22 protein-coding genes are annotated in these 23,898 nt (G+C 56.1%); 5 read left to right on the top strand and 17 right to left on the bottom strand.

The genetic code is table 11. The features are described from left to right. Positions 1-50: 50 nt before the first annotated feature. From DSD30_RS04940 to DSD30_RS04885, 12 genes are all read right to left on the bottom strand, one after another. Positions 51-506 (bottom strand): DUF302 domain-containing protein, encoded by a 456-nt coding sequence (locus tag DSD30_RS04940; RefSeq protein WP_114008420.1) that lies wholly within the window; start codon positions 504-506, stop codon positions 51-53. Positions 507-581: 75 nt separating this feature from the next. Then, positions 582-1,850: an NAD(P)/FAD-dependent oxidoreductase gene (locus tag DSD30_RS04935; RefSeq protein ID WP_114008419.1), complete on the bottom strand. Its 1,269-nt coding sequence runs from the start codon at positions 1,848-1,850 to the stop codon at positions 582-584. A gap of 27 nt (positions 1,851-1,877) precedes the next feature. After that, complete coding sequence (locus DSD30_RS04930) at positions 1,878-2,603, bottom strand: c-type cytochrome (protein ID WP_198662817.1); 726 nt, start codon at positions 2,601-2,603, stop codon at positions 1,878-1,880. A gap of 7 nt (positions 2,604-2,610) precedes the next feature. Then, positions 2,611-3,720 (bottom strand): c-type cytochrome, encoded by a 1,110-nt coding sequence (locus tag DSD30_RS04925; RefSeq protein WP_114008418.1) that lies wholly within the window; start codon positions 3,718-3,720, stop codon positions 2,611-2,613. Beyond that, on the bottom strand, positions 3,704-4,972 hold the full coding sequence (gene soxC, locus DSD30_RS04920; RefSeq protein ID WP_114008417.1) for a sulfite dehydrogenase: 1,269 nt from the start codon (positions 4,970-4,972) through the stop codon (positions 3,704-3,706). The genes DSD30_RS04925 and soxC overlap by 17 nt, the downstream gene beginning before the upstream one ends. Positions 4,973-5,019: 47 nt before the next feature. Beyond that, positions 5,020-6,717 (bottom strand): thiosulfohydrolase SoxB, encoded by a 1,698-nt coding sequence (gene soxB, locus DSD30_RS04915; RefSeq protein WP_114008416.1) that lies wholly within the window; start codon positions 6,715-6,717, stop codon positions 5,020-5,022. A 97-nt stretch (positions 6,718-6,814) separates the two neighbouring features. Further along, positions 6,815-7,663, bottom strand: coding sequence for a sulfur oxidation c-type cytochrome SoxA (gene soxA / locus DSD30_RS04910; RefSeq protein WP_114008415.1), 849 nt, complete (start codon positions 7,661-7,663; stop codon positions 6,815-6,817). 150 nt (positions 7,664-7,813) lie between these two features. Next, a complete protein-coding gene (gene soxZ / locus DSD30_RS04905; RefSeq protein WP_114008414.1) occupies positions 7,814-8,143 on the bottom strand; it encodes a thiosulfate oxidation carrier complex protein SoxZ in 330 nt (109 codons plus the stop codon). 21 nt (positions 8,144-8,164) lie between these two features. Next, positions 8,165-8,587: a thiosulfate oxidation carrier protein SoxY gene (gene soxY / locus DSD30_RS04900; RefSeq protein WP_114008413.1), complete on the bottom strand. Its 423-nt coding sequence runs from the start codon at positions 8,585-8,587 to the stop codon at positions 8,165-8,167. 62 nt (positions 8,588-8,649) lie between these two features. Then, on the bottom strand, positions 8,650-9,105 hold the full coding sequence (gene soxX / locus DSD30_RS04895; protein ID WP_114008412.1) for a sulfur oxidation c-type cytochrome SoxX: 456 nt from the start codon (positions 9,103-9,105) through the stop codon (positions 8,650-8,652). Positions 9,106-9,315: 210 nt separating this feature from the next. Further along, entirely contained in the window at positions 9,316-9,894 is a 579-nt protein-coding gene (locus DSD30_RS04890; protein WP_198662816.1) for a thioredoxin family protein, read from the bottom strand. Between the two features lie 53 nt (positions 9,895-9,947). Then, positions 9,948-10,688: a cytochrome c biogenesis CcdA family protein gene (locus DSD30_RS04885; RefSeq protein WP_114008411.1), complete on the bottom strand. Its 741-nt coding sequence runs from the start codon at positions 10,686-10,688 to the stop codon at positions 9,948-9,950. A gap of 84 nt (positions 10,689-10,772) precedes the next feature. Here DSD30_RS04885 and DSD30_RS04880 point away from each other — a divergent pair, with 84 nt between their 5' ends. The 3 genes from DSD30_RS04880 (at position 10,773) to DSD30_RS04870 (ending at position 12,670) form a co-directional block, all read left to right on the top strand. Beyond that, positions 10,773-11,162: a thioredoxin domain-containing protein gene (locus DSD30_RS04880; protein WP_245418356.1), complete on the top strand. Its 390-nt coding sequence runs from the start codon at positions 10,773-10,775 to the stop codon at positions 11,160-11,162. A gap of 28 nt (positions 11,163-11,190) precedes the next feature. Beyond that, on the top strand, positions 11,191-11,544 hold the full coding sequence (locus tag DSD30_RS04875) for an ArsR/SmtB family transcription factor (protein ID WP_114008410.1): 354 nt from the start codon (positions 11,191-11,193) through the stop codon (positions 11,542-11,544). Positions 11,545-11,614: 70 nt separating this feature from the next. Next, entirely contained in the window at positions 11,615-12,670 is a 1,056-nt protein-coding gene (locus DSD30_RS04870; protein ID WP_114008409.1) for a YeeE/YedE family protein, read from the top strand. 78 nt (positions 12,671-12,748) lie between these two features. On the opposite strand, the gene iolG is transcribed toward DSD30_RS04870, so the two are convergent. The 3 genes from iolG to DSD30_RS04855 all read right to left on the bottom strand — a co-directional run bounded on the left by iolG (position 12,749) and on the right by DSD30_RS04855 (position 17,481). Next, on the bottom strand, positions 12,749-13,741 hold the full coding sequence (iolG, locus tag DSD30_RS04865) for an inositol 2-dehydrogenase (RefSeq protein ID WP_114008408.1): 993 nt from the start codon (positions 13,739-13,741) through the stop codon (positions 12,749-12,751). 410 nt (positions 13,742-14,151) lie between these two features. Further along, the gene (locus tag DSD30_RS04860) at positions 14,152-15,123 is read right to left on the bottom strand and encodes a YheT family hydrolase (RefSeq protein WP_114008407.1); all 972 of its coding nucleotides are present in this window, start codon (positions 15,121-15,123) and stop codon (positions 14,152-14,154) included. Between the two features lie 135 nt (positions 15,124-15,258). Next, positions 15,259-17,481, bottom strand: coding sequence for an NADP-dependent isocitrate dehydrogenase (locus DSD30_RS04855; RefSeq protein ID WP_114008406.1), 2,223 nt, complete (start codon positions 17,479-17,481; stop codon positions 15,259-15,261). Between the two features lie 485 nt (positions 17,482-17,966). On the opposite strand from DSD30_RS04855, the gene DSD30_RS04850 reads away from it, so the two are divergent. Together DSD30_RS04850 and DSD30_RS04840 are read left to right on the top strand one after the other, a co-directional pair. Further along, positions 17,967-20,081, top strand: coding sequence for a methyl-accepting chemotaxis protein (locus DSD30_RS04850; protein WP_114008405.1), 2,115 nt, complete (start codon positions 17,967-17,969; stop codon positions 20,079-20,081). Positions 20,082-20,281: 200 nt separating this feature from the next. Further along, on the top strand, positions 20,282-21,727 hold the full coding sequence (locus DSD30_RS04840) for an NAD-dependent succinate-semialdehyde dehydrogenase (protein WP_114008403.1): 1,446 nt from the start codon (positions 20,282-20,284) through the stop codon (positions 21,725-21,727). Between the two features lie 66 nt (positions 21,728-21,793). Here DSD30_RS04840 and DSD30_RS04835 read toward each other — a convergent pair whose 3' ends face one another. Continuing rightward, positions 21,794-22,966: a DegT/DnrJ/EryC1/StrS family aminotransferase gene (locus DSD30_RS04835; RefSeq protein ID WP_114008402.1), complete on the bottom strand. Its 1,173-nt coding sequence runs from the start codon at positions 22,964-22,966 to the stop codon at positions 21,794-21,796. Next, positions 22,963-23,898 (bottom strand): GDP-L-fucose synthase family protein, encoded by a 936-nt coding sequence (locus DSD30_RS04830; protein WP_114008401.1) that lies wholly within the window; start codon positions 23,896-23,898, stop codon positions 22,963-22,965. Before DSD30_RS04830 ends, DSD30_RS04835 begins: the two co-directional genes overlap by 4 nt.

Genomic DNA, 23,898 nt, shown 5'->3' with positions numbered 1-23,898 from the left:
ACATCATATTGTTCAAGTGATTGGCTTACCGGTCGTTCCGGCGGCCAATCTCACTCTTCAAGCGCTGCCTTGACGATATCATCCAGCAAGGCCTGCACTTCCTGCATCGGGCCTTCGGGCATGTTGCGATAGCCGATCATCACCTTGCCGTCCCGGTCGGCAACAAAGATGCCATAGGGACAATGGGCAATATTCATCGGATCCGCTTCCATCACCTTGCGCGACAGCACCGCCGAGCAGAACAGAAACACATCAGCCCCATCGAACAGTTTCTTGTCACTGCCCACATCAGCCGCCGTGCGCGCCAGCATCTCGCCTGTATGGCTCACATAGTCAATCACCAGCCCCTTGTCGACAATCGCGCTTTCCACCGCAAAGGTCGCATCGTCAAATGAACCTTCGAACGGATAAACCGTTGCCACCTTGGCCATGTGATCATCCGCCGCGGCAGCTTGGCCAAACAAGCCAACTGCCAGCATTGCACCAACCGCAATCCACTTTTTCATTCCGTCAGTCCTCCCGACCATCTTATGGTCCGGTGCGTCCCGTAACGCACCGGTCTTTGAATATTGGAATAGAGCCTAGCCAAACATGTCCTTGGTAATGCCCGCATACCAGCCTTCGGATTCCTTGAAATTCTGCGCCCGGACTGCCGAGCTCTCGCCCGTCTTGGAAATGAAGCCATCGACCTTGGCGATCTTCTCATCCGTTGCCTTGTAGGTCGCTCCGACCTTGACACCATCATCCGTGTCAATCAGTGACCAACAGGTGTTGGAGAATTTCGCCGGAAAGACCTTGGAGCCGGTCAGCGCACCGCGAATGGCCATCGCCGCCACCTTGGCCTGACTGTTGGCCGCAAAACCGGATTTGGGCATGTCGCCCTGTGCGGCGGCATCACCCAATATATGGACATCGCCGTCAATCTTCGATGACATATCCTTGGCATTGACCGGCGCCCAGTTGCCCTCGGTCACCCCGGCAATCTCGGCAATGCGTCCCGCTTTCATGGCCGGGATCACGTTGCAGACATCGACCTTGTTTTCCTCGCCATCAATGGTCAGCGTCATGCTATCGGGATTGACCGAAACCTTGTCGCCGCCAAAGTCCGGCCCGACCCAGTCGACCATCCCCTCATAATGAGTGTTCCAGCCTTCCTGAAACAGGGCCATCTTGGAGAATTTCGGCTTCGGATCGGCCACCAGAATTTTCGCCGTCGGATTCACCTGTTTGAGCAGATGGGCGACCATCGAAATCCGTTCATAGGGTCCGGGAGGGCAGCGATAGGGATTGGGTGGGGCGACCATGGCAAAGGTCCCGCCTTCAGGCATCGCCAGAATTTGCGCCCGCAACAGTTCGGTCTGCGACCCGGCCTTATAGGCATGGGGCATTTTGTTCTGGGCTGCCACGCTCCAGCCCTCGACAGCCCCGTCCACAAAATCGATCCCCGGTGCAATCACCAGCTTGTCATAGGCAAGTTTTGAGCCCCCCGCCAGACTGACTGTCTTATTGGCGCGATCCACTTCAATGGCCCAGTCATGGATGACATTGACACCATAGGCGGCGGCCAGCGTGCCATAGGAGTGACGGATCGAGGCAAGCTCTTTCACGCCGCCGATCACCAGATTGGAGAAGAAACAGGTATAATAGTCCCGCGACGGTTCAACCAACGTGACATCCAGCGCCCCCTTGCTGTCCTTAGCCAGATAGCGCGCGGCCGTTGCCCCGCCAGCTCCGCCGCCAATCACCACCACACGGCCCTTCTTCTGGCCATTTGCCAGAACCGCAGGCGCCGCCAGCGTTCCTGCCGCAGCGGCCGCTGTGCCCAAAAAAGCACGTCTATTCAGTGTCATCGTATCTTCCTCCCACTTTTTCTCAGTTTATTCTGGTGTCAAATCTCCGAAATAGGCAGCCAAAGCTGCGATCTCATCATTGGACAAACGCCCTGCCACCATCTGCATCACCGGATGCACACGCAATTTTCGTTTGTAGGCATGCATGGCAATAACGAAATCCTCTTCAGGCCATGCCACGATGGACGGCACGCCCTCATCCGCCCCGCTTGTCTGATGGCAAGTGGTGCATTCGCTCGACAGATATTCCCCATAGTCCGGGTCCCCTTTGAGCACCAGAATGGCAGGGTCCAGATCATGGTTTCTATCAGATGCGGTGGGTGCAGCCTCGGGAATATCGGCAGGATTGTCAGAGAAGATTCGCAAATAGGCAAGCAGAGCCGTGCGCTTCTCCTTGTCCTTGATTCCGGCAAAATTCATCCTTGTGCCGGTCACCAAATTCTTCGGATTTTCAATATAGGCATCGAGATTGGCTGCCTTCCAGACCATCCCATCCTGCCCCTGCCGAATGATCGCCTTGGAATATTTAAAGCCTTCGATGCTGGCCGCCCGCCGCCCGAACAGCCCATTCAAGTGAGGGCCGACGCGATTTTTCGCACCAGCCCCGATTGCATGACAAGCCATGCATTTCTTAAAAACCGTCTTGCCAGTCATCTCCAGCGCGGAAAGGTCCTTGGCGAACCCAACTCCAGACATACCAACCACGCCCCAAGCGCAGGCAACGACCAGCAGAAAGCATCTCGAAATGCTCATGATCTCCTCACTCCTGGAATGATTTGAGATACTCAATCACCGCCTTGATATCCTTGTCCTTCTTCAATCCGGCAAAGGCCATCTTGTTTTTCGGAATGAACTTTTTCGGTTTGGTCAGGTAGCCGGTCAGATTGGCCTCATCCCAAACAAAACCACCTTCTTCCTGCTTGGCTTTGAAGGCCTTGGAATATTTGAAATCATCAAGCGCAGCGATCTCGCGGCCGACAACACCGTTGAGTACAGGGCCAACCTTGTTTTGCGCCCCTTCGCCAACCTGATGGCAGGCTTTGCATTTCTTGAAGACCTTCTCGCCGTCTTTCACCAGTTCAGGGTCCAGTGCGCTGGCCTCGGAAGCAGCAGGTTGTTCCTCCGCCTTCATCTCTTCCGTTGGTGCCTCGGCTGAGGCCACTTTCATCTCTTTGGCCGCCTCTTCGGCTTCTTCAGCCTTTTTGGCTTCCTCGGCAGCTTTGGCGGCAGCGGTTTCCTCCGGCGTCACGTCAAGGATCGCGGCCCGTTTGGTGATTTTCACCGATGCCTTGCAATTGCTCATGCACGGCGTGGCAGAAAATTCCTTCAGCTCGCCATTTGCCCGGTCATCCATGAAGAAATTCTCTTCATTCTCGAGCGTCACCTCGTTGAAATTCTCATTGCTGAGGACAAAGTCCTCATCCACCACGTCATTCATGTTCAACAGATAGGCGGTGATCGCATAAACCTGATCCGGTTCCAGCGTCTGAGCCGCGCCAAACGGCATCGCCCGGTTGATGTAATCAAACACGGTGGAGGCATAGGGCCAGTAAGAGCCGATGGTCTTGACCGGTCGGGCGTCTTTCAGGGACCCATGGCCGCCGGACAAGACCGGCCAGCGATCCACCCCTTCACCAAAATCACCGTGGCAAGCCGCACAATTCTCGATGAACAATTCTTCTCCATCGAGCACACTGCCACTGCCCACCGGCAATCCCTTGCCGTCGGGTCGCACATCAATGTCCCAGGCCTTGACCTCATCGGGGGTTGCCGGGCGGCCAAGACCGAGTTTTTCCGCCTGTGCCGGAGCCAACATCAGCGGCGAGACAAGCAAGGCGGTCGCCATCAATCCTTTAAGAAATTTCGACATTTTCCGCTTGCCCCTCTTCATTGACGGCCCAGGTCTGGATGCCATTATTGTGATAGATCGAATTAACCCCCCGGAATTTGCGCAACTGATCCTTGGTGGGTTGCACATAGCCGGTGCTGTCATGGGCCCGGCTCTGCAGCAGAAGCGGTTTTCCGTCCCAGTCAAATTCGTAATAGAAGCGATGCATCGACTTATCGAGGCTCGGTCCGGAAATCCGCGCCTTGTGCCAGGTGATGCCCCCATCGATGGTCACATCAACCTGCGGGATCGTGCCCCGTCCTGACCAGGCAAGACCGGTGATGATGGTTGGCCCCTTGCCATGCTTGATCGGGGCTTGCGGGCTGGGATTGGTGATGACTGACTTGGCATCCATCTCCCAAGTGAAGCGCCGCGCCCGGCCATCTTCCATAAGATCGGTATATTTCGAGGTTTCTTCGCGGTGATGCCAGGGCTTGTCGCCCACTTCGAGACGACGCAGCCACTTGACCCACATATTGCCTTCCCAGCCGGGCACCACCAAACGAACCGGATAGCCCTGTTCAGGCCGCAACGCCTCGCCATTCATCTTGAAGGCGACGAGGCAATCATCCATCGCCTTTTCCATCGGAATGGAGCGGGTCATGGCGGCGGAATCCGCCCCTTCTGCCAGCAGCCATTTGCCAGCCGTCTTGACCCCCGCCTCTTCCAGCAACAGCCGCAGTGGCACGCCGGTATACATCACATTATGGATCATGCCATGGGTGAACTGACAACCATTGAGCTGCGCCCCGCGCCATTCCATGCCGGAATTGGCCGCGCATTCAAGGAAATAGACGTGATTCTCACGCGGGAACCGCATCAGATCTTCCATTGTGAAAACCAGCTCGCTATCGACCAGACCATTGATCATCAAGCGATGGTTGGACGGCTCAATCTCGGCCGCTCCCCCATGATGGCGCTCGAAAGCCAACCCGTTTGGCGTAATGATGCCATCAAGCTCATGCAAAGGCGTGAAATTGATCGATGAAATCGGATCCGCCGTCAGCCATTCCACGGTGCGGCGTTTCACATGGCTTTCGAATGGGGACGGGCTGCCATAGGGCGCCGCATCCACCGGTGCTCCGGATTCCGACATCCATGGCTGGACTTCCGTGATCACTTTCTCGCCGGCAGCCAAGGCTGCTCCGCCACTCAACGCGGCTCCGCCCGTTGCCACTGCCCCTTTCAGAAAGGCACGGCGGGACGGTTTTTTCCCTTTGAACAATACAGGCATAGAATCTATCCCTCCCTCATATGCAAAGCGCTGAAATGTCGAGCCGATCAGGCCCCGGTCACTTTCACGCTGGTATTTTCCGACACACTGACGGTGCCCTGTTTGCGAATATGGCTCTCGACGACATCCCAGATCTGCGGACCTTCGGTGCCCTCATTGACGCTGGCCCAACCAGCCACGACATAGGTCTTGGCCGGGTCAATCTTTTCGCCGGTTTTCAGAAAGGTCAGATCAGTGATCCGCTCGCCCTGTTTCTTGGAAATATCAATGGCATAGCCAAGCCCGCCGGTGCGCACCATGTCACCCCCCTGCTGGTAATAGGGGTCCGGGTTGAACAGATTGTCGGCCACGTCTTCCAAAATCACATGGATGAATTCGCCGGTCATTTCCGTGCGATAGGCTTGCCCATAGGTCATCGAGGTGACATTCCAGATGTCTTCACGGGTAATATCTTGACCGGGCAGCAAGCTTGGCCCCCAGCGCACCCCGGGCGACATGGCAATATCTGCCTCGCGCTCGGACAACAGGGCCGCACAGATGAGGTCATCCCACGAGCCGTTGAAGTTGCCTCGGCGATAAAGCAAACTGTCCGTCTGCCCAATCACTTCGCCCATGGCCTCCTCATGCGGCGCTCGCACTTCGTCAATCAATTTGGTGATGGCCGGATCCGGCGCAATCACGTCAGAGAAGATCGGAATGAGCTTGTGGCGGATGCCCTTCATCGCCCCGTCGCGGACATCGAGATCAATCCGGCTGACAAATTTGCCGTTTGACCCGGACGCAATGATAAAGGTGTTGCCCACCTGCACTGGCTCTGGCAGCGCATCATGGGTATGGCCAGACAGGATCACATCGATACCGGTCACCTTGGACGCCATCTTCTTGTCGACGTCAAAGCCGTTATGCGACAGGCAGACCACCAGCTCCGCCCCTTCAGCCCGCACTTCATCCACCATTTCCTGCATCCGTTCGTCGCGAATGCCGAAGCTATATTCGGGGAACATCCAGCCGGGATTGGCAATCGGCATATAAGGAAAGGCCTGACCGATCACGACCACCTTCACCCCGCCACGCTCAAAGAATTTGTAGGGCTTGAACAGCTCCGCCGGCTCATCCCATTCCGCATCAAAGATATTCTGCGCCAGCGCGGCAAAAGGCAGTCCCTCGACAATTTCATTGACCCGGTCGGACCCGAGGGTGAATTCCCAATGGAAGGTCATGGCGTCAGGCTTGAGGGCATTCATCACATCGACCATGTCCTGCCCCTGCGTGTGATAGCAGGTATAGGAGCCATGCCAGGTATCCCCACCATCGAGCAGCAGGGCCTCGGGGCGATCGGCACGGATGGCATTGATCACGGTGGCCATCCGGTCAAGTCCACCCACCTTGCCATAGCCCTTGCCAAGAGAGACAAAATCCTCATAGGTCAGCGCATACTGGGCTGGCGTGCCGTCGGCAACGCCATAGACCTTGCGAAAATCCGCACCGGTCAAATGCGGCACCTGCCCGCGATTCGATCCGACGCCCAAATTGATCTCCGGCTCACGGAAATAGATCGGCTTGAGCTGTGCGTGAATGTCCGTGACATGGATCAGCGACACATTGCCAAAGGTGTCAAATTCCAGCAATTGATCCTGCGTCAGGGCCTGCTGGGCCGCGACCCGCGACCAGCCACCAAAAGAGCTCAGACCATAAAGGGAGGCAGCAGCCATTCCCACCTGAAGAAAATCGCGTCGGGAAATCATCGAACATTCATCCTGATAAGTATTTTTCTACACATTCGCATAAATGAATATGACAAATGAAAGGATGCCCGCACTCTGACAAGCGCGGGCAGTCGGCTCAGTTTCTGACAGCTGGTGTCTCGATTGTCAGGCCATTGCCGCGCGAGGAGACATAAAGCTCCAGTGCACGGAAGGCGTCAGACCCAACCTTGTAGGGCTCGGCACGCACATCACGAATGCAGCCAAACAGGCGATCATGGACCGAGTTGAGCTTGGCATTTTTCAACCGATAGGTCGGAAAGCCATTGAGCTGGCCCTGACTGAGATGGTCGGCACGGATGTTGTTGCCGTAATTGTCTTCATGGCAATTGGCGCATGCCATATCCAGTTGTCCATGGCGGGTATAGTAGATTTCCTTGCCCTTCTCCCAGAAAGGCTTGGCGTCGCCATCAATTTTCACATTCATCGGCATGCCGCGCGACTGCAGCCCGATCAATGCCACCATCGACTGCATGGTCGCGCCTCCCCATTTCCATGGTTCGGCCCCCATCTGCTCGGTGCGGCACTGGTTGATCTGGTCTTCCATTGTCTGCAGCTTGCCATCCTTGACCCGTGGCATCATCGCCCGCAAACCTTTGAAATCCTCGACGCCGGAATGGCAGTCTGCGCAGGCCTTGTTGGCAGAGCCCTCTTTCACATCAAACTGTTCGGTTGCCTGATCAATGAAAACGAAAGCGGGATTGTCGAAATCATCAAGCTGCAGGGCCTGGGTCTCGTCAGACCGGAACACCCAACCCGAATAGATCTCGTCGAGATTATCCTTCAGATGGTCCGGCGCTTCGGTCTTGGTTACAAATTCCTGCCCATCGATCACCAGCTTGGAATCTTCTCCGGCCATGGCGCTCATGCTGGTCATGGTGATCCCGACGCCCAGCGCCAACGATAGGATAATTGGTCCCTTTGCCATTGTTTGGTCCTCCCTCTGCGGGCGCGGATGTCGACAGACAGGACACTGTCAGACACCAGCCCGTAAATGTTGCTTCGAAGCGCATTCCCTCCGGCGCCCGGACTTCCTCGTTCCGGGCCAGCCAATGCGTCCGATGGTCAGTTCAGATGATCAGGCAACGTTGATTTTCTTTTTGGTCTCATAGACCGAGCCATCATCATCATACCAGGTGAAGTGAAACTCGCCGGCTTCCGGCACGGTTGCTTCAAACTGGAAATAGGGGTTGGTCGAAATTGCCGGTTCCAACGTCACATCAATCACATTCTGGCCGTTGAAATCGCAGGTGAAGCGATTGATGATCGAGCGCGGAATCAGATTGCCGTCGCCGTCCTTGCGCTGACCGGATTCCATCTTGTGGCTAATCAGCGATTTGATGGTGATGACGTCACCGGCGGATGCCTTGCGAGGCACTTTCACGCGAGGTTTTACACCCTTTGCCATGATTTATTCTCCCTTGATTTCTTAACCGCCGCAGCCGCCGATGGTCACTTTGACCGTCGCTTTGGCACTGCGGAAGGTGCCGTCCTTCATCTTGGCAATCGCCAACACGTCCTGCGTCTTGGCAAGACGAATGCGGGTGGATGCGGACTGGCTTGGATTGAGCGGACCGAACTTGAAAGTGGCCACTGCGGGCGTCGGGTTGCCAAGAGCAAGCAAGGTGATGGCTTCGGCCCCTTCAGCACTCACTTCCACCGGCACAGTGTTGCCATTTTCAGCAATTTCCGGCGCGGTCAGTGTCAACCCGCCCTCGGTCATGTCCATGCCACCGGTAAAGGCCTTGATCGCATCATCCGATGCACTGGCCATGGCTGGCAGGCTTGCAAAGCTGACTGCGACCACTGCCCCAGACCCGAGTGCAAGCACGTCCCTGCGTGTAAATTTCATTGTCATCCTCCAGTGATGCAGAGCGCACGAAGCCGGTCTTGCGGCTTCGCAATAGCCCCGAATTACTCTTCTTTCAGTGTCATCAAATAGGCGACCACATCCTCGATCTGTTGAGCGGTCAAAATGGTCTTGCCCTTGAATTTTTCGGCCGTACGCGGAAAGTCTGTTGCCACATAGAAGCCAGGCATGATGGTGCCTTCGTAGGTCAGCTTCGAGTTGACAACGATGCCGCGAATTTCGGCCTCATTCCAACGATCAGCCACACCGTCGAGGCTTGGTCCAACCTCGCCGTGGAACTGTTCCTTTGGCAAATCGCTATTTTCATGGCAGGCAAGGCAGTTGCCCAGCTTGCGATTGATGAATGCCTTGCGGCCCTCATCCACATTGCCCGCTTGGCCCGTCAGGGATGCCTCGACGGCGCCTTCGGAAAACATCACGTCAGCTGGCTTAACTGCATCAGCCAAAGCAATGCCCGAGCTCAGGATCAGGGCTCCTGCTGCCCAAAAAAGTTGTTTCATTCCGGTCCTCCCCTTGCCGGAACCGATCCCTGGTCCTTGTTTTGTGTGGATCGACTCCGCGCGTCACTCTAGGTGTTTGTTCCTATCTCCTCAGATAGAAGCGTACCCTCATTTCCTCCCGTTACACAAGAACAAATTCAAAAAATTGAATTTCATAATGTGTTTAAATTCACTTTTATGCAATGAGGCAATAGTCGCAGAAATGGCGCTTTACTGCTGCTGTTCGGCGAATTTCCGGGCGTGATACTTCTGGAAGCTCTCGTCCCCTTCATAGCCTTTCTCAACGACCCAGTTGAGAAGGTTGAAGGTTGTGTGCCGCCCGAAAGCGCCGGGCATTTGCACCACAGCGACCTGATTGGCAGGTTTGTCTCCACTCACCTCTTGTGGGAAAAACATCAGGGTCGGCGTGAATAAGGCACCCCATTTGCGCACCATGTCCTTCTCCGGCAAGGCTTCGCCGTCAAAATCCGTCACCTCGACATCACCAAACATGTTGAGCTGCACGACGAAGAAATTTTTCTCAATGAAGTCAGCAATTTCCGGCCGTGGAAACACTTCCTCATGCATCTTCTTGCAGTAAATGCAGCCCCGTTGCTCGATGATCACCATCAGGCGTTTACCCTCCGCAGTGGCCTCCTGCAGATCCTCGCCCAGATCCTTGAAGGTGTCCCGCATCCAGGACGCCTTATGCAGCCCATCATCCCCCATTTCGGCCTGTGCCGCAGTCAGGGGAATGAGGCTCATCAAACTGACCAGACAGGCCAGCAGCAGCTTGTTAAAAAAGGTCATGTCCAGAGGCCTCCCGTCCTCAGGATTTGATCCGCTCCTGTTTGTCCCGCCATTCAACCGATGGCGGAAAAGACCGGAAAGGTTTCAATCATCCATTGGGCAATCAGATTGATGCTATTGGTGGCGATCAACACGCCGAACAGGATCAAAAGCCCGCCCATCAGCTTTTCAACAAGTCCCAGATGCTTGCGAAATCCCACCATCCAACGCATGAAGGGACCGATAAACATTGCCGCTATGACAAACGGCAAGGTCATGCCGACCCCATAGGCAAACAGCAGCAACGAGCCTTGCGAAGCCCCCTCGGCCCCCGCCGCCATGAACAGGATCGATGCCAGCACCGGCCCGACACAGGGTGTCCAGCCAAAGGCAAAAGCCAGCCCGATCACGAAGGCCCCGAGATAGCCGACATTGCTTGTCGCCCCGGCATCGCTGCGAAACTGGCGATAGAGAAATCCGATCCGGATGACACCGAGAAAATGCAGCCCCATCAGGATGATCACTCCAGCGGCGATCCAGCGCAGAATGTCGAAATAATCGCGCACCAACTGCCCGAACAAAGTGGCGGCCAACCCAAGCAGCATGAAGATGGTGATCACACCAGCGGAGAAGCAGATCGCCGCCAGCACCGCCCGTTTGCGAACAGCCGCATCAATCTTCGCGTCTGCCGATATCTGGTTCATCCCGACGCCCGCCAAATAACTCAGATAGAAGGGCACGATGGGCAGAATACAGGGAGACAAAAATGACAGCAGACCCGCCACAAGCGCGCCCCAGAGCGTCACGTCCAACATGATTGATCCCCTGTCTCTTGTATAATTCACATATTCAAATTAGATTATATAAAACTGCATTCGTCAACCGGCTCGTTACAACCCATGATCAGAATCTGCATCCTGCTCTCCTTTCTTCTCACTGGCATCCTGCCTGCCAACGCCGCCGGGCCAACCGGAAAAGGCGTGGAATTATTGATGGTTGAGGCAGCAGGCTGCGTCTGGTGCGCGCGCTGGAACAAGGAAATTGGCCCCATCTATCCAAAGACAGACGAAGGCAAGCGGGCGCCCTTGCGGCGAATCGACAAGCAAGACCCCTTGCCCGAAGGGATTCGGCTGGCCCGCGGATTCTTCTATACGCCGACCTTCGTGCTGCTTGTGGACGGGCAGGAAAAAGGGCGTATCGAAGGCTATCCCGGAGAGGATTTCTTCTGGGGCCTACTTGATCAATTGGTTTCTTCTGTAGATAAAGCAGTGTCTGCCAATGCAGATTGATGACGACACAAACCCTCGGTGACCCCCAATGCCGCTTCCCGTCTTCCATGAAGAAATGGATGAGGATGCCCTTGAGAAAATGGCACAGAAGGCGCAAACCGCCTCGAACTTTCTCAAGGCAATCGGCCATGACGGACGCTTGATGATCCTGTGCCATCTGGCAACAGGAGAAAAGTCGGTTACCGAGCTGGAAGATTTGCTCTCCGCCCGACAGGCTGCTGTCTCCCAGCAGCTTTCCCGCCTGCGTCTGGAAGGGCTGATAGAACCCCGCCGCGAAGGCAAGTCGATTTATTACCGCTTGACCGATGACCGCCCGAAACAAATAATGGAAGTGGTCTACGACCTCTTTTGTCGGGACACGGTCGAAGGCGAAGAGACATAAAACCAAAAATCCATCGCCTGACACCATTGGCCGACCCAAAAAAACCAATCGGCCGGGGAGGAAACGGACGATGACAGACTGGATCACGGCACCTGTGATGGTAGCCGCCATCGGACTATTGGGCGGCATCACGCTTGGGCTGGCAGCGCGGCTTGGGCGTTTTTGCACGCTTGGCGCCATTGAAGACTATTTCTATTCAAGTTCGGATTTGCGCTTGCGCATGTGGGGCATCGCCATCGGCGTCGCGATGATCGGGGCCTTCCTGCTTGTCCATTTCAACGCCCTGACCCTCAATCAGACCCCTTATCTCAGCCAGCACTGGTATCCCATGCAAAGCATTCTGGGCGGTCTGATCTTTGGCTATGGCATGGCGATTTCGGGCAATTGCGGCTATGGCGCACTGGCCCGGCTGGGCGGCGGAGATCTGCGCGCCTTCGTCATTGTCGTGGTGATGGGCATCAGCGCCTATGCCACCATTTCCGGGCCTTTGGCCTATATCCGGGTCTGGTTGTTCCCGGACAAACCGGCCGTCAATGGCGGCCCTGGTCTTGCCCAGGATTTGGCAGACATCACGGGCCTGCCCCCTTCGCTGATCGGCATCCTTGTCGGCTGCATCATTCTGATCGCTGTCATCGCTCCGCGCCATGTGCGGGACAATCGCACAACCCTCTTCTGGGGCACCATGATCGGGCTGGCCATTGCATCGGGCTGGTGGGGCACCCAATGGGTGGCCACCGACAGCTTCGAAGCCGTGCCGGTCTCCTCGCACACCTTCTCCGGCCCGATCGGTGAGACCATCCTCTATATCATGACCGCTTCCGGCGGCCAGCTGAGCTTTGGAATCGGCTCGGTTGCCGGCATCTGGATCGGCGCTTTCACTGGCAGCCTGATCAAGGGTCATTTCCGCTGGGAGGCTTGCGAAGATCCCCGCGAGTTGCGGCGTCAGATCATTGGCGCAGGCCTGATGGGAATTGGCGCGGTCACCGCCGTCGGCTGCTCCATCGGTCAGGGTCTGTCGGCCATTTCGGTGCTTGCCTATAGCGGCCCGGTCACCCTTGCCGCCATCATTGCCGGAGCAGCTCTGGGGCTGAGGCAAATTCTGGTCGGCTTTGCCCGACCAATCTGAAGGATCACATGCAAGCCAACAAAAAAGGGTCGCTGCCGCGACCCTTTTTCTTTTTGATTTTGCCAAGGCTAACAGACCTTAACGGATCTTGACCGCTTTGCCGGTTTTAAAGGATTGCTGTGCCGCATGGGCCAGCTCAATAGCCTTCATGCCATCGACATGATCCGGATAAATCTCGTTCTGACCGGCCAACAGGCGACAGAAGGTCTGCAGCTCGGCCTTGTAGGCTTCAGCATAACGCTGAATGAAGAAATCAAGCAGTGGATCGCTGCGATAGCCCTGCTTGGTGGCCAACGTCACCGAAGTGCCCCGCAGGTTGTCAGCACGCACCATGCCTTTGGATCCGTGCACTTCCACCCGCTGATCATACCCATAGGAGGCGCGACGCGAGTTGGTGATCACCGCAATCCGGCCCTTGGCCGTTTTCAGCGTAGCGGTCGCCGTATCCAGATCGCCAATCTTGCCGATCTCGGGGTCGGTCAACACCGAGCCTGTGGCAAAGACTTCAACGATATCGTCATCGAGCATGTAACGAGCCATATCGAAATCATGGATCATCATGTCAAGAAACAGACCACCGGAATTCTTCAGATAGGCAGCCGAGGGGGCTTCCGGGTCACGCGAAGTGATCTGCACCAACTCGACTTCGCCGACTTCGCCATTGTCGATGTTACGCTTGACCGCATTGAAGTTGTAGTCGAAGCGACGGTTGAAACCGATCATAAGCTGAACGCCAGCCTTCTCGACTTCATCGACGCATTCGCGCACCTTCTTGAGATCAAGATCAATTGGTTTCTCGCAGAAAATATGCTTGCCAGCCTGCGCAGCTTCGATGATCTGATCCGCATGCTGATTGGTTGGCGAGGCGATGATGACAGCGTTGATCTCCGGATCGTCGACAATTTCCATCACCGAGGTCCGGCGAGCCGCGCCGGTCATGGCCTGCACATAGGCAGCCGCTTCATCAAATGGGTCGTAAACCGCAACAATTTCGACATTATCAAGAGCGCTGACCGCCCGTGCGTGAATTTGTCCAATGCGACCAGCGCCCAAAAGACCGATACGGATCATATTTTTCTCCAAACCTACGATGGCAGACCGACGGACATCCATAGTCATGGATCAGCCCGGACATACCATTCAACATATTGGACAATCAGGCCCATTCCCGATTGTCGGGGTGAAACAAACGGACCGCATCCGGGGGAGAATGCGGAGAAATCGGGGGAAGAAAAACCGAATGTTTCTTGAAAGCTGCCCTTCATTTGCACCAAACGGCGCCGACAGTCAAACACTGCGCGTGCATATCTCCCTCCCATGACAGGAAAATGAATGACCGCAATCTTCCCCCTATACCCACTGCGCAGCCCTTTTGAGCCTCAAAAATCGGTCGATCGAACCCACTCGCCCCCTCATCCGGAACCGGTCTGACCCAACCAACGGCCCTTAGCATAAGGGCATCCACCGCTCAAATACACCAGTCAGAAACCAGCCCGAGACAGCATTGCCACCGCCTTGTCATCGAACCAGCTGGTCAAACGATAGCCATTGACGAAACCGCAATGCCCACCATCGTCAACAATTTCATGGCTGAGCCCATCCCGTTTTGGCAGCAAGCCAAGCGCATCAATAGGGATCACCGGATCATCCTTCACCATTACGATATGGCAGGGCACATCCATAGCCGCGATATTGGCCTCGCTCAACGCATAGGCCCTGAAGTAGCTGGCAGCATTTTCATGCTCGCAAAAACGCGGGATGAAATCATCATGCATTTCCAGAATATCGGTATGTTTGAGGAGATCCGCATGCTGGCGATAATCGGCAAACAGTTCGATCTTGCGCTCGAAGGAGCGCTGCCACTTGGAGATGAAATAGCGATTGTAAATCTGATAGGAACGGATCGACACGGCGGCAGCCTCCGGGTCGATTGGCGGTGAGGCAGCAATCACCCGATCAAGGCGGATCGGACGTTCACTGATATTGGCCGCCACCCGCACAGCCATGTTGGCCCCCAGAGAAAAGCCAACAAGGGCCGTCCTGTCATGGGGAAACTGAGCGCAGATCTGCTCCAGCGCATCAAGGATCTCATCAAGCCGGATCGCCAGAAACGGGTCATGATTGAGATGATGGGTTGGCCCGTGATCGCGCATATGCAATCGAAAAACGCTATAGCCTTCCCCCATCAGACGCACCGCCAGCGACTGCAGATAGGTTGACCAGGCCGTGCCTTCCCAGCCATGCAGCAAAACCACCAGCCCGCGCCCGGCATCATGACCCTGCGTATAAAGGCCATGCAACTGCACACCATTGCGACAATCCAGTATGACCGGATGGCTTGCCGCATTCAGCGCTTCAGCCCGACGGCCAACAACCCACTTGCGCGGTCCATTGTTGCCAAAGATGGTATTGATGTGACGATTGCGAAACAGGAGAGGAGCTTGGGACTTCATGTCAATCTTTTGACTTCTTCAAAGGCAGGGCAAAAATAACAGATCGAATCCTACGCCAGAGCGGCACATGGTGCCAACAAAAAAGCGCCCGGCAGAACCGGACGCTTCTTAATATGCAGCCAAGACAGGCAGCGATTACTTGATGATCGCATTCAGCGTTTTGCTGGCACGCATCACACCGGCTTTCTTCGCACCATTTGGCTTATAATAGCCGCCAATATCGGCAGGTTTGCCCTGCACCGCCTTGAACTCTTCAAGAATGGCTTTCTCCCCATCAATCAATTTCTTGGCAATCGGACCAAATTTCTTGGCCAGCGCATTGTCGTCCTTCTGGGCGTGCAAAGCTTCGGCCCAGTAGCGCGCGAACCAATAATGACTGTCGCGGTTGTCCGGTTCACCCACTTTGCGCGATGGGGACTTGTTGTTGTCGAGAATGCCCTGTGTTGCCACATCGGCAGCAGCACCCAGCACGCCCGCTTTCTTGTTGCCCTTGCTTTCAGCGAGGAATTTGAAGCTTTCACCCAAGGCACAGAATTCGCCCATCGAATCCCAGCGCAGATGGTTTTCTTCCACCAGCTGCTGCACATGCTTTGGTGCAGAGCCACCAGCGCCCGTTTCAAACAGACCGCCACCATTCATCAGCTTGACGATCGACAGCATCTTGGCAGAGGTGCCAAGCTCAAGGATCGGGAACAAGTCGGTCAGATAGTCACGCAGCACGTTGCCGGTGATGGCAATGCTGTCCTTGCCTGCCGTGATGGTTTCAAGCGACGCGCGGGTTGCTTCGCGAGGGGCCATGATCTGGAACTTGTCGGCCACACCAGCTTCTTCCAGGGCAGGGACGACATATTTGATCAGCTCGGCATCATGCGCACGCTTTTCATCCAGCCAGAAGATCGCTTCCGTACCGGTCAGACGCTGACGTTCGATTGCCAGTTCAATCCAGTTCTCGATCGGAGCTTTATTGACGGTGCAGGCGCGCCAGATGTCACCAGCCTCAACCACATGGGCATGCAGCGTGTCGCCATTGGCCAGCACGATGCGGATGGTGCCCGCATCAGGCGCTTCAAAGGTGGTTGGATGGGAGCCATATTCTTCGGCTTTCTGGGCCATCAGACCAACGTTGGCGACCGCACCGGCGGTGGCCGGGTTCAGAGCGCCATTTTCCTTGAAGAATTTGATGGTTTCATCATAGACCGTTGCATAGCAATTGTCCGGGATGACGCAATTCACATCGCCCTTGTCGCCTGCTTCGTTCCAGCCTTTGCCACCAGCACGGATCAGCGCAGGCATGGAAGCGTCGATGATGACGTCCGACGGCACATGCAGGTTGGTGATGCCCTTGTCGCTGTCGACCATATACATGGAAGGCCGCTGTTTGGCCAAAGCATCGATTTCCTTCTGGATCTGTGCACCCTTTGGCATCTTGGCGATGCGGGCAAGCACGTCACCCATGCCGGAATTGACATTGACACCGGCAGCCGCCAAGGCGTCGCCATGTTTCTCAAAGATCGGAGCCAGCCAGGCACGGACGGCATGGCCAAAGATGATCGGATCAGACACCTTCATCATGGTCGCTTTCATATGAAGCGAGAACATGATGCCCTCTTCCTTGGTCTTTGCGATCTCGTCCTCAAGGAAACGGGACAGGGCGTCTGCGGACATAAAGGTCGCATCGGCAACGGTGCCAGCTTGCAGCATCCACTTGTCCTTCAGAACGGTGATATCGCCGCCCTTGGAAACAAACTCGATCCGGGCTTCCCCGGCTTGCTGGGAGGTGAGGGTTGCCGAGCGTTCATTGGCATAGAAGTCGTTGCCAGACATGGAGGCAACACGGGTCTTGCTGTCGGCACTCCAGCTACCCATCGAATGCGGATTGTTCTGCGCGTAGTTTTTCACGGCTTTGGCGGAACGGCGATCGGAATTGCCCTCACGCAGAACCGGGTTTACGGCAGAGCCCTTGATTGCATCATACCGGGCCTTGACCTTGCGCTCGGTCGCATTCTTTGGTTCTTCAGGATAGTTCGGCAGATCATAGCCCTGCGCCTGAAGCTCTGCGATAGCCGCGACCAGCTGTGGCACGGAGGCGGAGATGTTTGGCAGTTTGATGATGTTGGCATCAGCCATTTTCACCAGCTTGCCCAACTCGGCCAGATCATCGCTCTGCTGCTGGTCATCGTTGAGATATTCCGGAAACGCAGAAACAATGCGGCCCGCAAGGGAAATATCCTTGGTGCCAACCTCGATACCGGCAGCCGAAGCAAACGACCGGATGATTGGCAAAAGCGAGGCGCTCGCCAACTCAGGCGCTTCGTCGACAATGGTGTAAATGATATCTGGATTAGATTGAGAGGCCATGTTTTCTACCTTTCTGGTTCCCCAGTTTCCAGCACCGACATGTTCCGCTTTGCAAGCGATCGGTCAGAAGTGTTCGCACTATGCGTCAACCGACTTCCGACATTCAAGCGTGTTTCCACGGAAATTGTAGCAGTTGCAACTGCATTGCGGGCAAAGTTGCTCCTGTCTTTAGTCCCAAGCCTGTCCCTTGGATATTGAACATCTGTCGCATGCCAAGAACCGGCAACGCACCAAACGCCCCTTTCATTCCGCGCGATCGCAATCAGAATGACGCCATCCCATATGCCGCCATGGCGAAGAGGCCCAAAAGAACAAACATGATGAATATGTGTTATCCGGCAGATCAGCGAAAACACAAAGGATTAACGACTCTTCCTTATTATGTCTAGACAGCCAATACTTACGCAACAAAGCATAAGTATTTTACCCAATTCTCAGTTGCTTGCCAATTCACGCATCGAGCCGACATCCGGAGTAAGTCTGCCATGTTTTCGAGAATGATGATCACAACCAAGATGCTGGTCGCCAGCATTGCCACGCTGGCTTTCGTGCTGGCCATTGGCATCGCCTTTATTGGCATGCAGAGCGCATCGATCACCCATAAGATTTCCGTAGGCGAAGCCGAAGCCGTTGCCGGTCGCGAAGCCGCTCTGGTCAAGGCCGAACTGGAATATGGTCTGCAAACCGCCAACAAGCTTGGCGAGACTCTCTCGGCCCTGCGTCTCAATCAGGCCCCCACCCGCAACGACTGGACACACATTCTCAAACTGGTGGTCGAAGAGGACAAGAAGCTGGCAGGCACCTGGGGCGCGGTCGTCGAAAATGCACTCGATGGCAAGGACAAGGATTTTGTCGATGCCGAACATCATGATGCATCGGGTATCTGGCGTCCCTATTTCTACCGCAATGCCGACGGTTCCATCGGCTTTCGCACCATTGCCGACATGGACGACAAAACCAAGGAACAACTATCCTGGTTCTATGGCGCCTATGACAGCGGCAAGACCTACATGACCGATCCCTATAGTTGGGATATGGGTGGCACGACCGTGGTCGGCGTTTCCATTGGCGCCCCGATCAAGAATGGTGGCAAGACAATCGGCGTTGTTGGGACGGATCTCATTCTGACCCGTTTGTCCGACATGCTTGCCAAGGTCAAGCCACTGGGCACCGGTTCGGTGCATCTCCTCTCCCAGTCTGGCAAATGGATTGCCCATCCGGATGGCAAGCTGCTTGGCAAGGACTGGAGCGAAGGCCGCTCGGAAACCGATCTCGCCCATCAGGGGGATCTGCTCGCCGCCGTCAAAGCAGGCCGGTCCTTTGAATATCAGGGCTACTCCAACAGCCTTGCGCAGGACGTCATCCGCATCGTGGAGCCGATCGAATTGGGCGACACCGGCAAGAAACTGGCACTCATCGTCAATGTCCCGATGACAACCCTCGACGTGGCAAGCTCTGAGATCACCCTGTCTGTCCTGCTGACGGGCATGGTGTTGATCCTCGCGGTGGCAGCTGCCCTCTTCATGGTCGGTCAGTCGATCATCCGCAAACCCATGACGACAACCATCGAGAGCATCCGGGCTCTGGTCAATCGCGATTATGGTGTCAAGTTGCATCATCTGGACCGCAAGGACGAAATCGGCCAGATCAATCAGGCACTCGAAGTGTTCCGGGAGAGCGCCCAGCGGGCAGAACAGCTGAGCGCCGAGCAGGAACAGGAACAGAAAGAACAGATCAAGCGGGCAGAGCTGGTCAACCGACTGGCAATGGATTTCGACAAGCAGGTCACCACCTTGCTTGATACCGTCTCCGGCTCTGTTGACAGCCTCAACCAGACCTCCGAGGTCCTGACCCATGGAGCGGACAACACCTCGTCCCGGTCAAACGCCGTGGCAGCTGCCTCCGAGCAGGCCTCAGCCAACGTCGAGACCGTTGCCGCTGCCGCCGAAGAGCTTTTCGCCTCCGGCAGCGAGATTGATCGTCAGGTCGGTCAATCCAGCCAGATCGCGGCCAGCGCCGTATCGCAAGCCCGTCAGACCAACGAAAAGATCCAGGGTCTGTCTACGGCCGCCAGCCGCATTGGCGAAGTCGTCAGCCTGATCACCGACATTGCCGAACAGACCAATCTTCTGGCGCTGAATGCCACCATCGAAGCGGCCCGCGCCGGAGAAGCAGGCAAGGGCTTTGCCGTGGTGGCCGCAGAAGTGAAGGGACTGGCCAACCAGACGTCGAAGGCCACCGACGAAATCTCCCAGCAGATTCAGGCGGTTCAGGCGGAGACCGATGGAGCGGTGGATGCCATCAAGATCATCACCGACACCATCGAGCAAATGAACCAGATCTCTTCGGAGATTTCCGAAGCCGTGCAACAGCAGGGTTTCGCCAATCAGGAAATCGCCCGCAACATTCAGGAAGCCTCCGTTGGCACCAAGGAAGTGTCGACCAACATTTCCAGCGTGTCGGCAGCAGCCATCGAGACCGGTGATGCAGCACGGCTCGTCAGCCAGTCCGCTTCTGAGCTGCAACGCGAGGCCACCAATCTGCGCAACGGCGTTCAGGGCTTCCTCAGCCAAGTCCGACAAGCGGTTGGCTCGCATTGAGCCAGACAAAAGCATCATCCTTGAAAAGGCCGCCCAGTGCGGCCTTTTTGCTGTCAGCAAGCCTCATTTCTCCCCAAAACACGACCTTCCTCTGGCTTGCGACCCTGAAGCGGATCACATAGGCTCTCGCCGCAAACACAACAATCTGCCGTTCTACCAACCGATGCAAAGGAGAAGGCAGCCAAAGTTCGGGAAGAGCCATGCTGGAACTAAAAGACGCAAGCCTGTTGGAGACACGTGCCTACATCAATGGGGAATGGCGTGCCGTTGATCGACACTTCGATGTCACCAACCCGGCCACAGGCGATCTGGTGGCCAAGGTCGCCGACTGCGACATATCCCACATGCGCGAGGCCATCGATGGTGCCTACGCCGCCCAAAAACACTGGGCTGCTCTGACCGGCAAACAACGCGGCAAGCTCCTGCGCAAGTGGCAGGAGCTGTTGATCGCCAATGCCGATGATTTGGCGATCATCCTGTGCGCCGAAATGGGCAAACCCCTGCCTGAAGCCAAGGGCGAAATTCTCTATGGCGCAGCTTTCATTGAATGGTTCGCCGAGGAAGCCAAGCGAATCTATGGCGACACCATCCCCGGCCACCAGCCAGACAAACGCATTATCGTGCTGAAACAACCCGTCGGCGTGGTCGGTTCGATCACCCCATGGAATTTCCCCAATGCCATGATCGCCCGTAAAGTCGCCCCGGCCTTGGCCGTTGGCTGCGCCTTTGTTGCCCGTCCGGCAGAATTGACGCCCTTGTCGGCTTTGGCCATGGCCGTCTTGGCTGAACGGGCCGGTGTCCCAAAGGGCGTCTTCAGCGTTGTACCGAACCATAATGCAGCAGCGGCGGGTGAAGAGCTTTGTGCCAACCCCAAAGTCTCCAAAATCACCTTCACCGGCTCCACCCGGGTCGGCAAGATCCTGATGCGCCAATGCGCCGAAGGCATCAAGAAACTGAGCCTCGAGCTTGGTGGCAATGCGCCATTCATCGTCTTTGACGATGCTGACCTCGATGCAGCTGTCGACGGCGCAATGATGTCGAAATATCGCAACAATGGTCAGACCTGCATCTGTGCCAACCGCATCTATGTCCAGAGTGGGGTCTATGAAGCCTTTGCGGCTAAGTTGAAAGCCGCCGTCGCCGGGCTGAAAACCGGCAATGGCATGGAGGAAGGCGTCACCTCTGGGCCGTTGATCAGCGAGGCCGCCGTCGCCAAGGTCGAAAGCCACATGCAGGACGCCCTTTCCAAAGGCGCAAAAGTGCTGACCGGTGGCAAGCGGCTAGAAGGGACTTTCTTCGAGCCGACCATCTTGACCGATGTGCCTTCCACTGCTCTGGTCAACAGTGAAGAAACCTTCGGCCCCATTGCACCGCTCATCCGCTTTGAAACGGAAGAAGACGTGATCGCCATGGCCAATGACAGCGAATTCGGTCTGGCGGGTTATTTCTATTCCGACAGCATGAGCCGGGTCTGGCGCGTGGCGGAAAGCTTGGAAACCGGCATGGTCGGCGTCAATACCGGCCATATCTCGACCGAGGTCGCCCCCTTTGGCGGCGTCAAACAATCCGGTCTCGGTCGCGAAGGCTCGAAATATGGCGTCGATGATTTCCTCGAAATCAAATATGTCTGCATGGGTGGCATCTAAGCCCCGAAAGCCTGAAAAAGAAAACCCGCCAAATGGCGGGTTTTCTGTCTGTCAAAGATGGATGTCCTATCGGCCGATTTTGGCCAAAGCCTCAACCGCTTCGGGCACCGGATAGTGGTGATTGCCAACGAACAGACCGTTGGCGTCGATATAATCCGCATTGGCCAACTGGCCATGGATTTCATAATCGAAATAGCGCATCACTTCATTCTTGGCGAAGTTGCCTGCAACGATCGGCCGGCACTCAAAACCTGCCGCACCCAGTTGCTGCACCAGTTCAGCCCGCGTCAGGCCCGCATCCGGGCGAATGACCAGCGAAAAGCCGAACCAGCTCGCCTCGCCGATTTCCCGCTGGATCATGAAAGCGGGATGATCCGACAGAGCCGCCTGCACCAGCGTCCCGTTTGCCCGCCGCCCTTTGATCAGGGATGGTAGCTTCTTGAGCTGTTCACGGCCCAAGGCCCCGGACATTTCCAGCGGCCGCAAATTGTAGCCCGGCAGCACGAAGCGGAAGCTTTCCTCGAACGGATCGTCGCTCTTCTCGCCGGTGACATGGTTGAATTTCGGCAGATTGCGGGTCCAGCCATGGGCCCTGAGGCTCAGCATGACGTGATAGAGCTCCTCATCATCGGTCACCACCATGCCCCCTTCCATGGTGGAAATATGATGGGAGAAGAAGAAGGAATAGCTGCCCATAACCCCGAAGGTGCCAGCCTGCTTGCCCTGATAGGTCGCCCCCATGGACTCGCAATTGTCTTCAATCAGAGCGATTGAGCGGTCGCCGACGAGGGCCTTGATGGCGTCAAAATCATTCGGATTGCCGAGCAGATTGACCAGCATGATCGCCTTGGTCTTCTCGGAAATGGCCCCAGCCAATGCCTCAAGATCATAATTCAGGGTCTCAAGGTCGATATCGACGAACTTCATCTTCAGGCCATATTGTCCAAGCGGATAATAGGTCGTCGACCAGCTGACCGCCGGCACGATGATTTCATCGCCCCGTTCCAGCTTCAGATCGGCATTTTTGGTGAAGAATAGAGCAGCCGTCATCAGCAGGTTGGCAGAGGAGCCGGAATTGACCATCACCGCATAGCGGCTACCGAAAAAGTCGGCAAACTCCGCCTCGAACGCCTTCACTTCCGGCCCCATCGAATACATGTCCGACGCGATCACCTTCTGCAAGGCATCCAGCTCAGCCTGATCCCAAGAGGATGTGGCAAGGGGAAACTTGATAGTCATGAATGTCCGCTTTCCAGATAATATTGGTATGTCCGGGCAATCCCGTCCCGCAAGGCTGTGGGCGCTTCCCAGCCCCACGCCGTTTGCTTGGCAACCGAGCAGAGCTTTTGCTTCATGCCGACCGGTTTGCTCAGATCATGCACAAAGCGCCCGTCCCAGCCGATCACCTCGGCCACGATGGCATAATAGTCATTGATCGAATGGTCATGGCCAAGACCGATATTCATCGCGCCGGCCAGCCCCTCGACATCCTCTGCCGCCTTCAGGATCGCATCCGCCAAATCGGCCGCAAACAGAAATTCGCGCCGGGCGGTACCATCCCCCCAGATTTCAACCTCATTGATGCCAGTCTTGTTGGCCTGATGAACCTTGTGAATGATTGCAGGCACCAAATGCGAATGGCGCGGATCAAACTTGTCATGCGCCCCATAGAGGTTGCAGGGAATGAGGGTCTTGTAGGCAAAGCTTGCATCTTCGGTGCGGATATAGTCGCACAGACGCGCCGCCATGATCTTGGCCAGCGCATAGCCTTCGTTGGTCGGCTCCAACGGCATGGTCAGGATGCTGTCCTCGACCAGAGGATTGACCGCTTCACGCGGATACATGCAGGTCGAGCCCAGATTGATCAGCTGCTTCACACCGGCCTGACGAGCCGCCATGATCACATTGCGCCCCATCAGAAGGTTATCATCAAGAAAAGCCACCGGGTTGGCAATGTTGGCATGAATGCCACCGACCCGACCCGCCGCATGGATCACAAGATCGGGCTTGATCTCAGCCATATAGGCATCCACCGCCACCCGGTCCGTCAGATCCAGATCCGCGCTACGCGGCGCAACAATGTCCCAGCTGGCCGCTGCCGGATGATCCAAAACATTGCGGCCAACCATGCCGCCGCCACCGGTCAGCAGCAGGCGCTTCTGACTGTCCAT

Origin of the sequence: Cohaesibacter intestini, from assembly GCF_003324485.1 — a bacterium.
GTDB classification, from domain to species: domain Bacteria; phylum Pseudomonadota; class Alphaproteobacteria; order Rhizobiales; family Cohaesibacteraceae; genus Cohaesibacter; species Cohaesibacter intestini.
The sequence above is the reverse complement of the archived record's forward strand: the minus strand, read 5'-3'. Positions and strand labels throughout refer to the sequence as shown.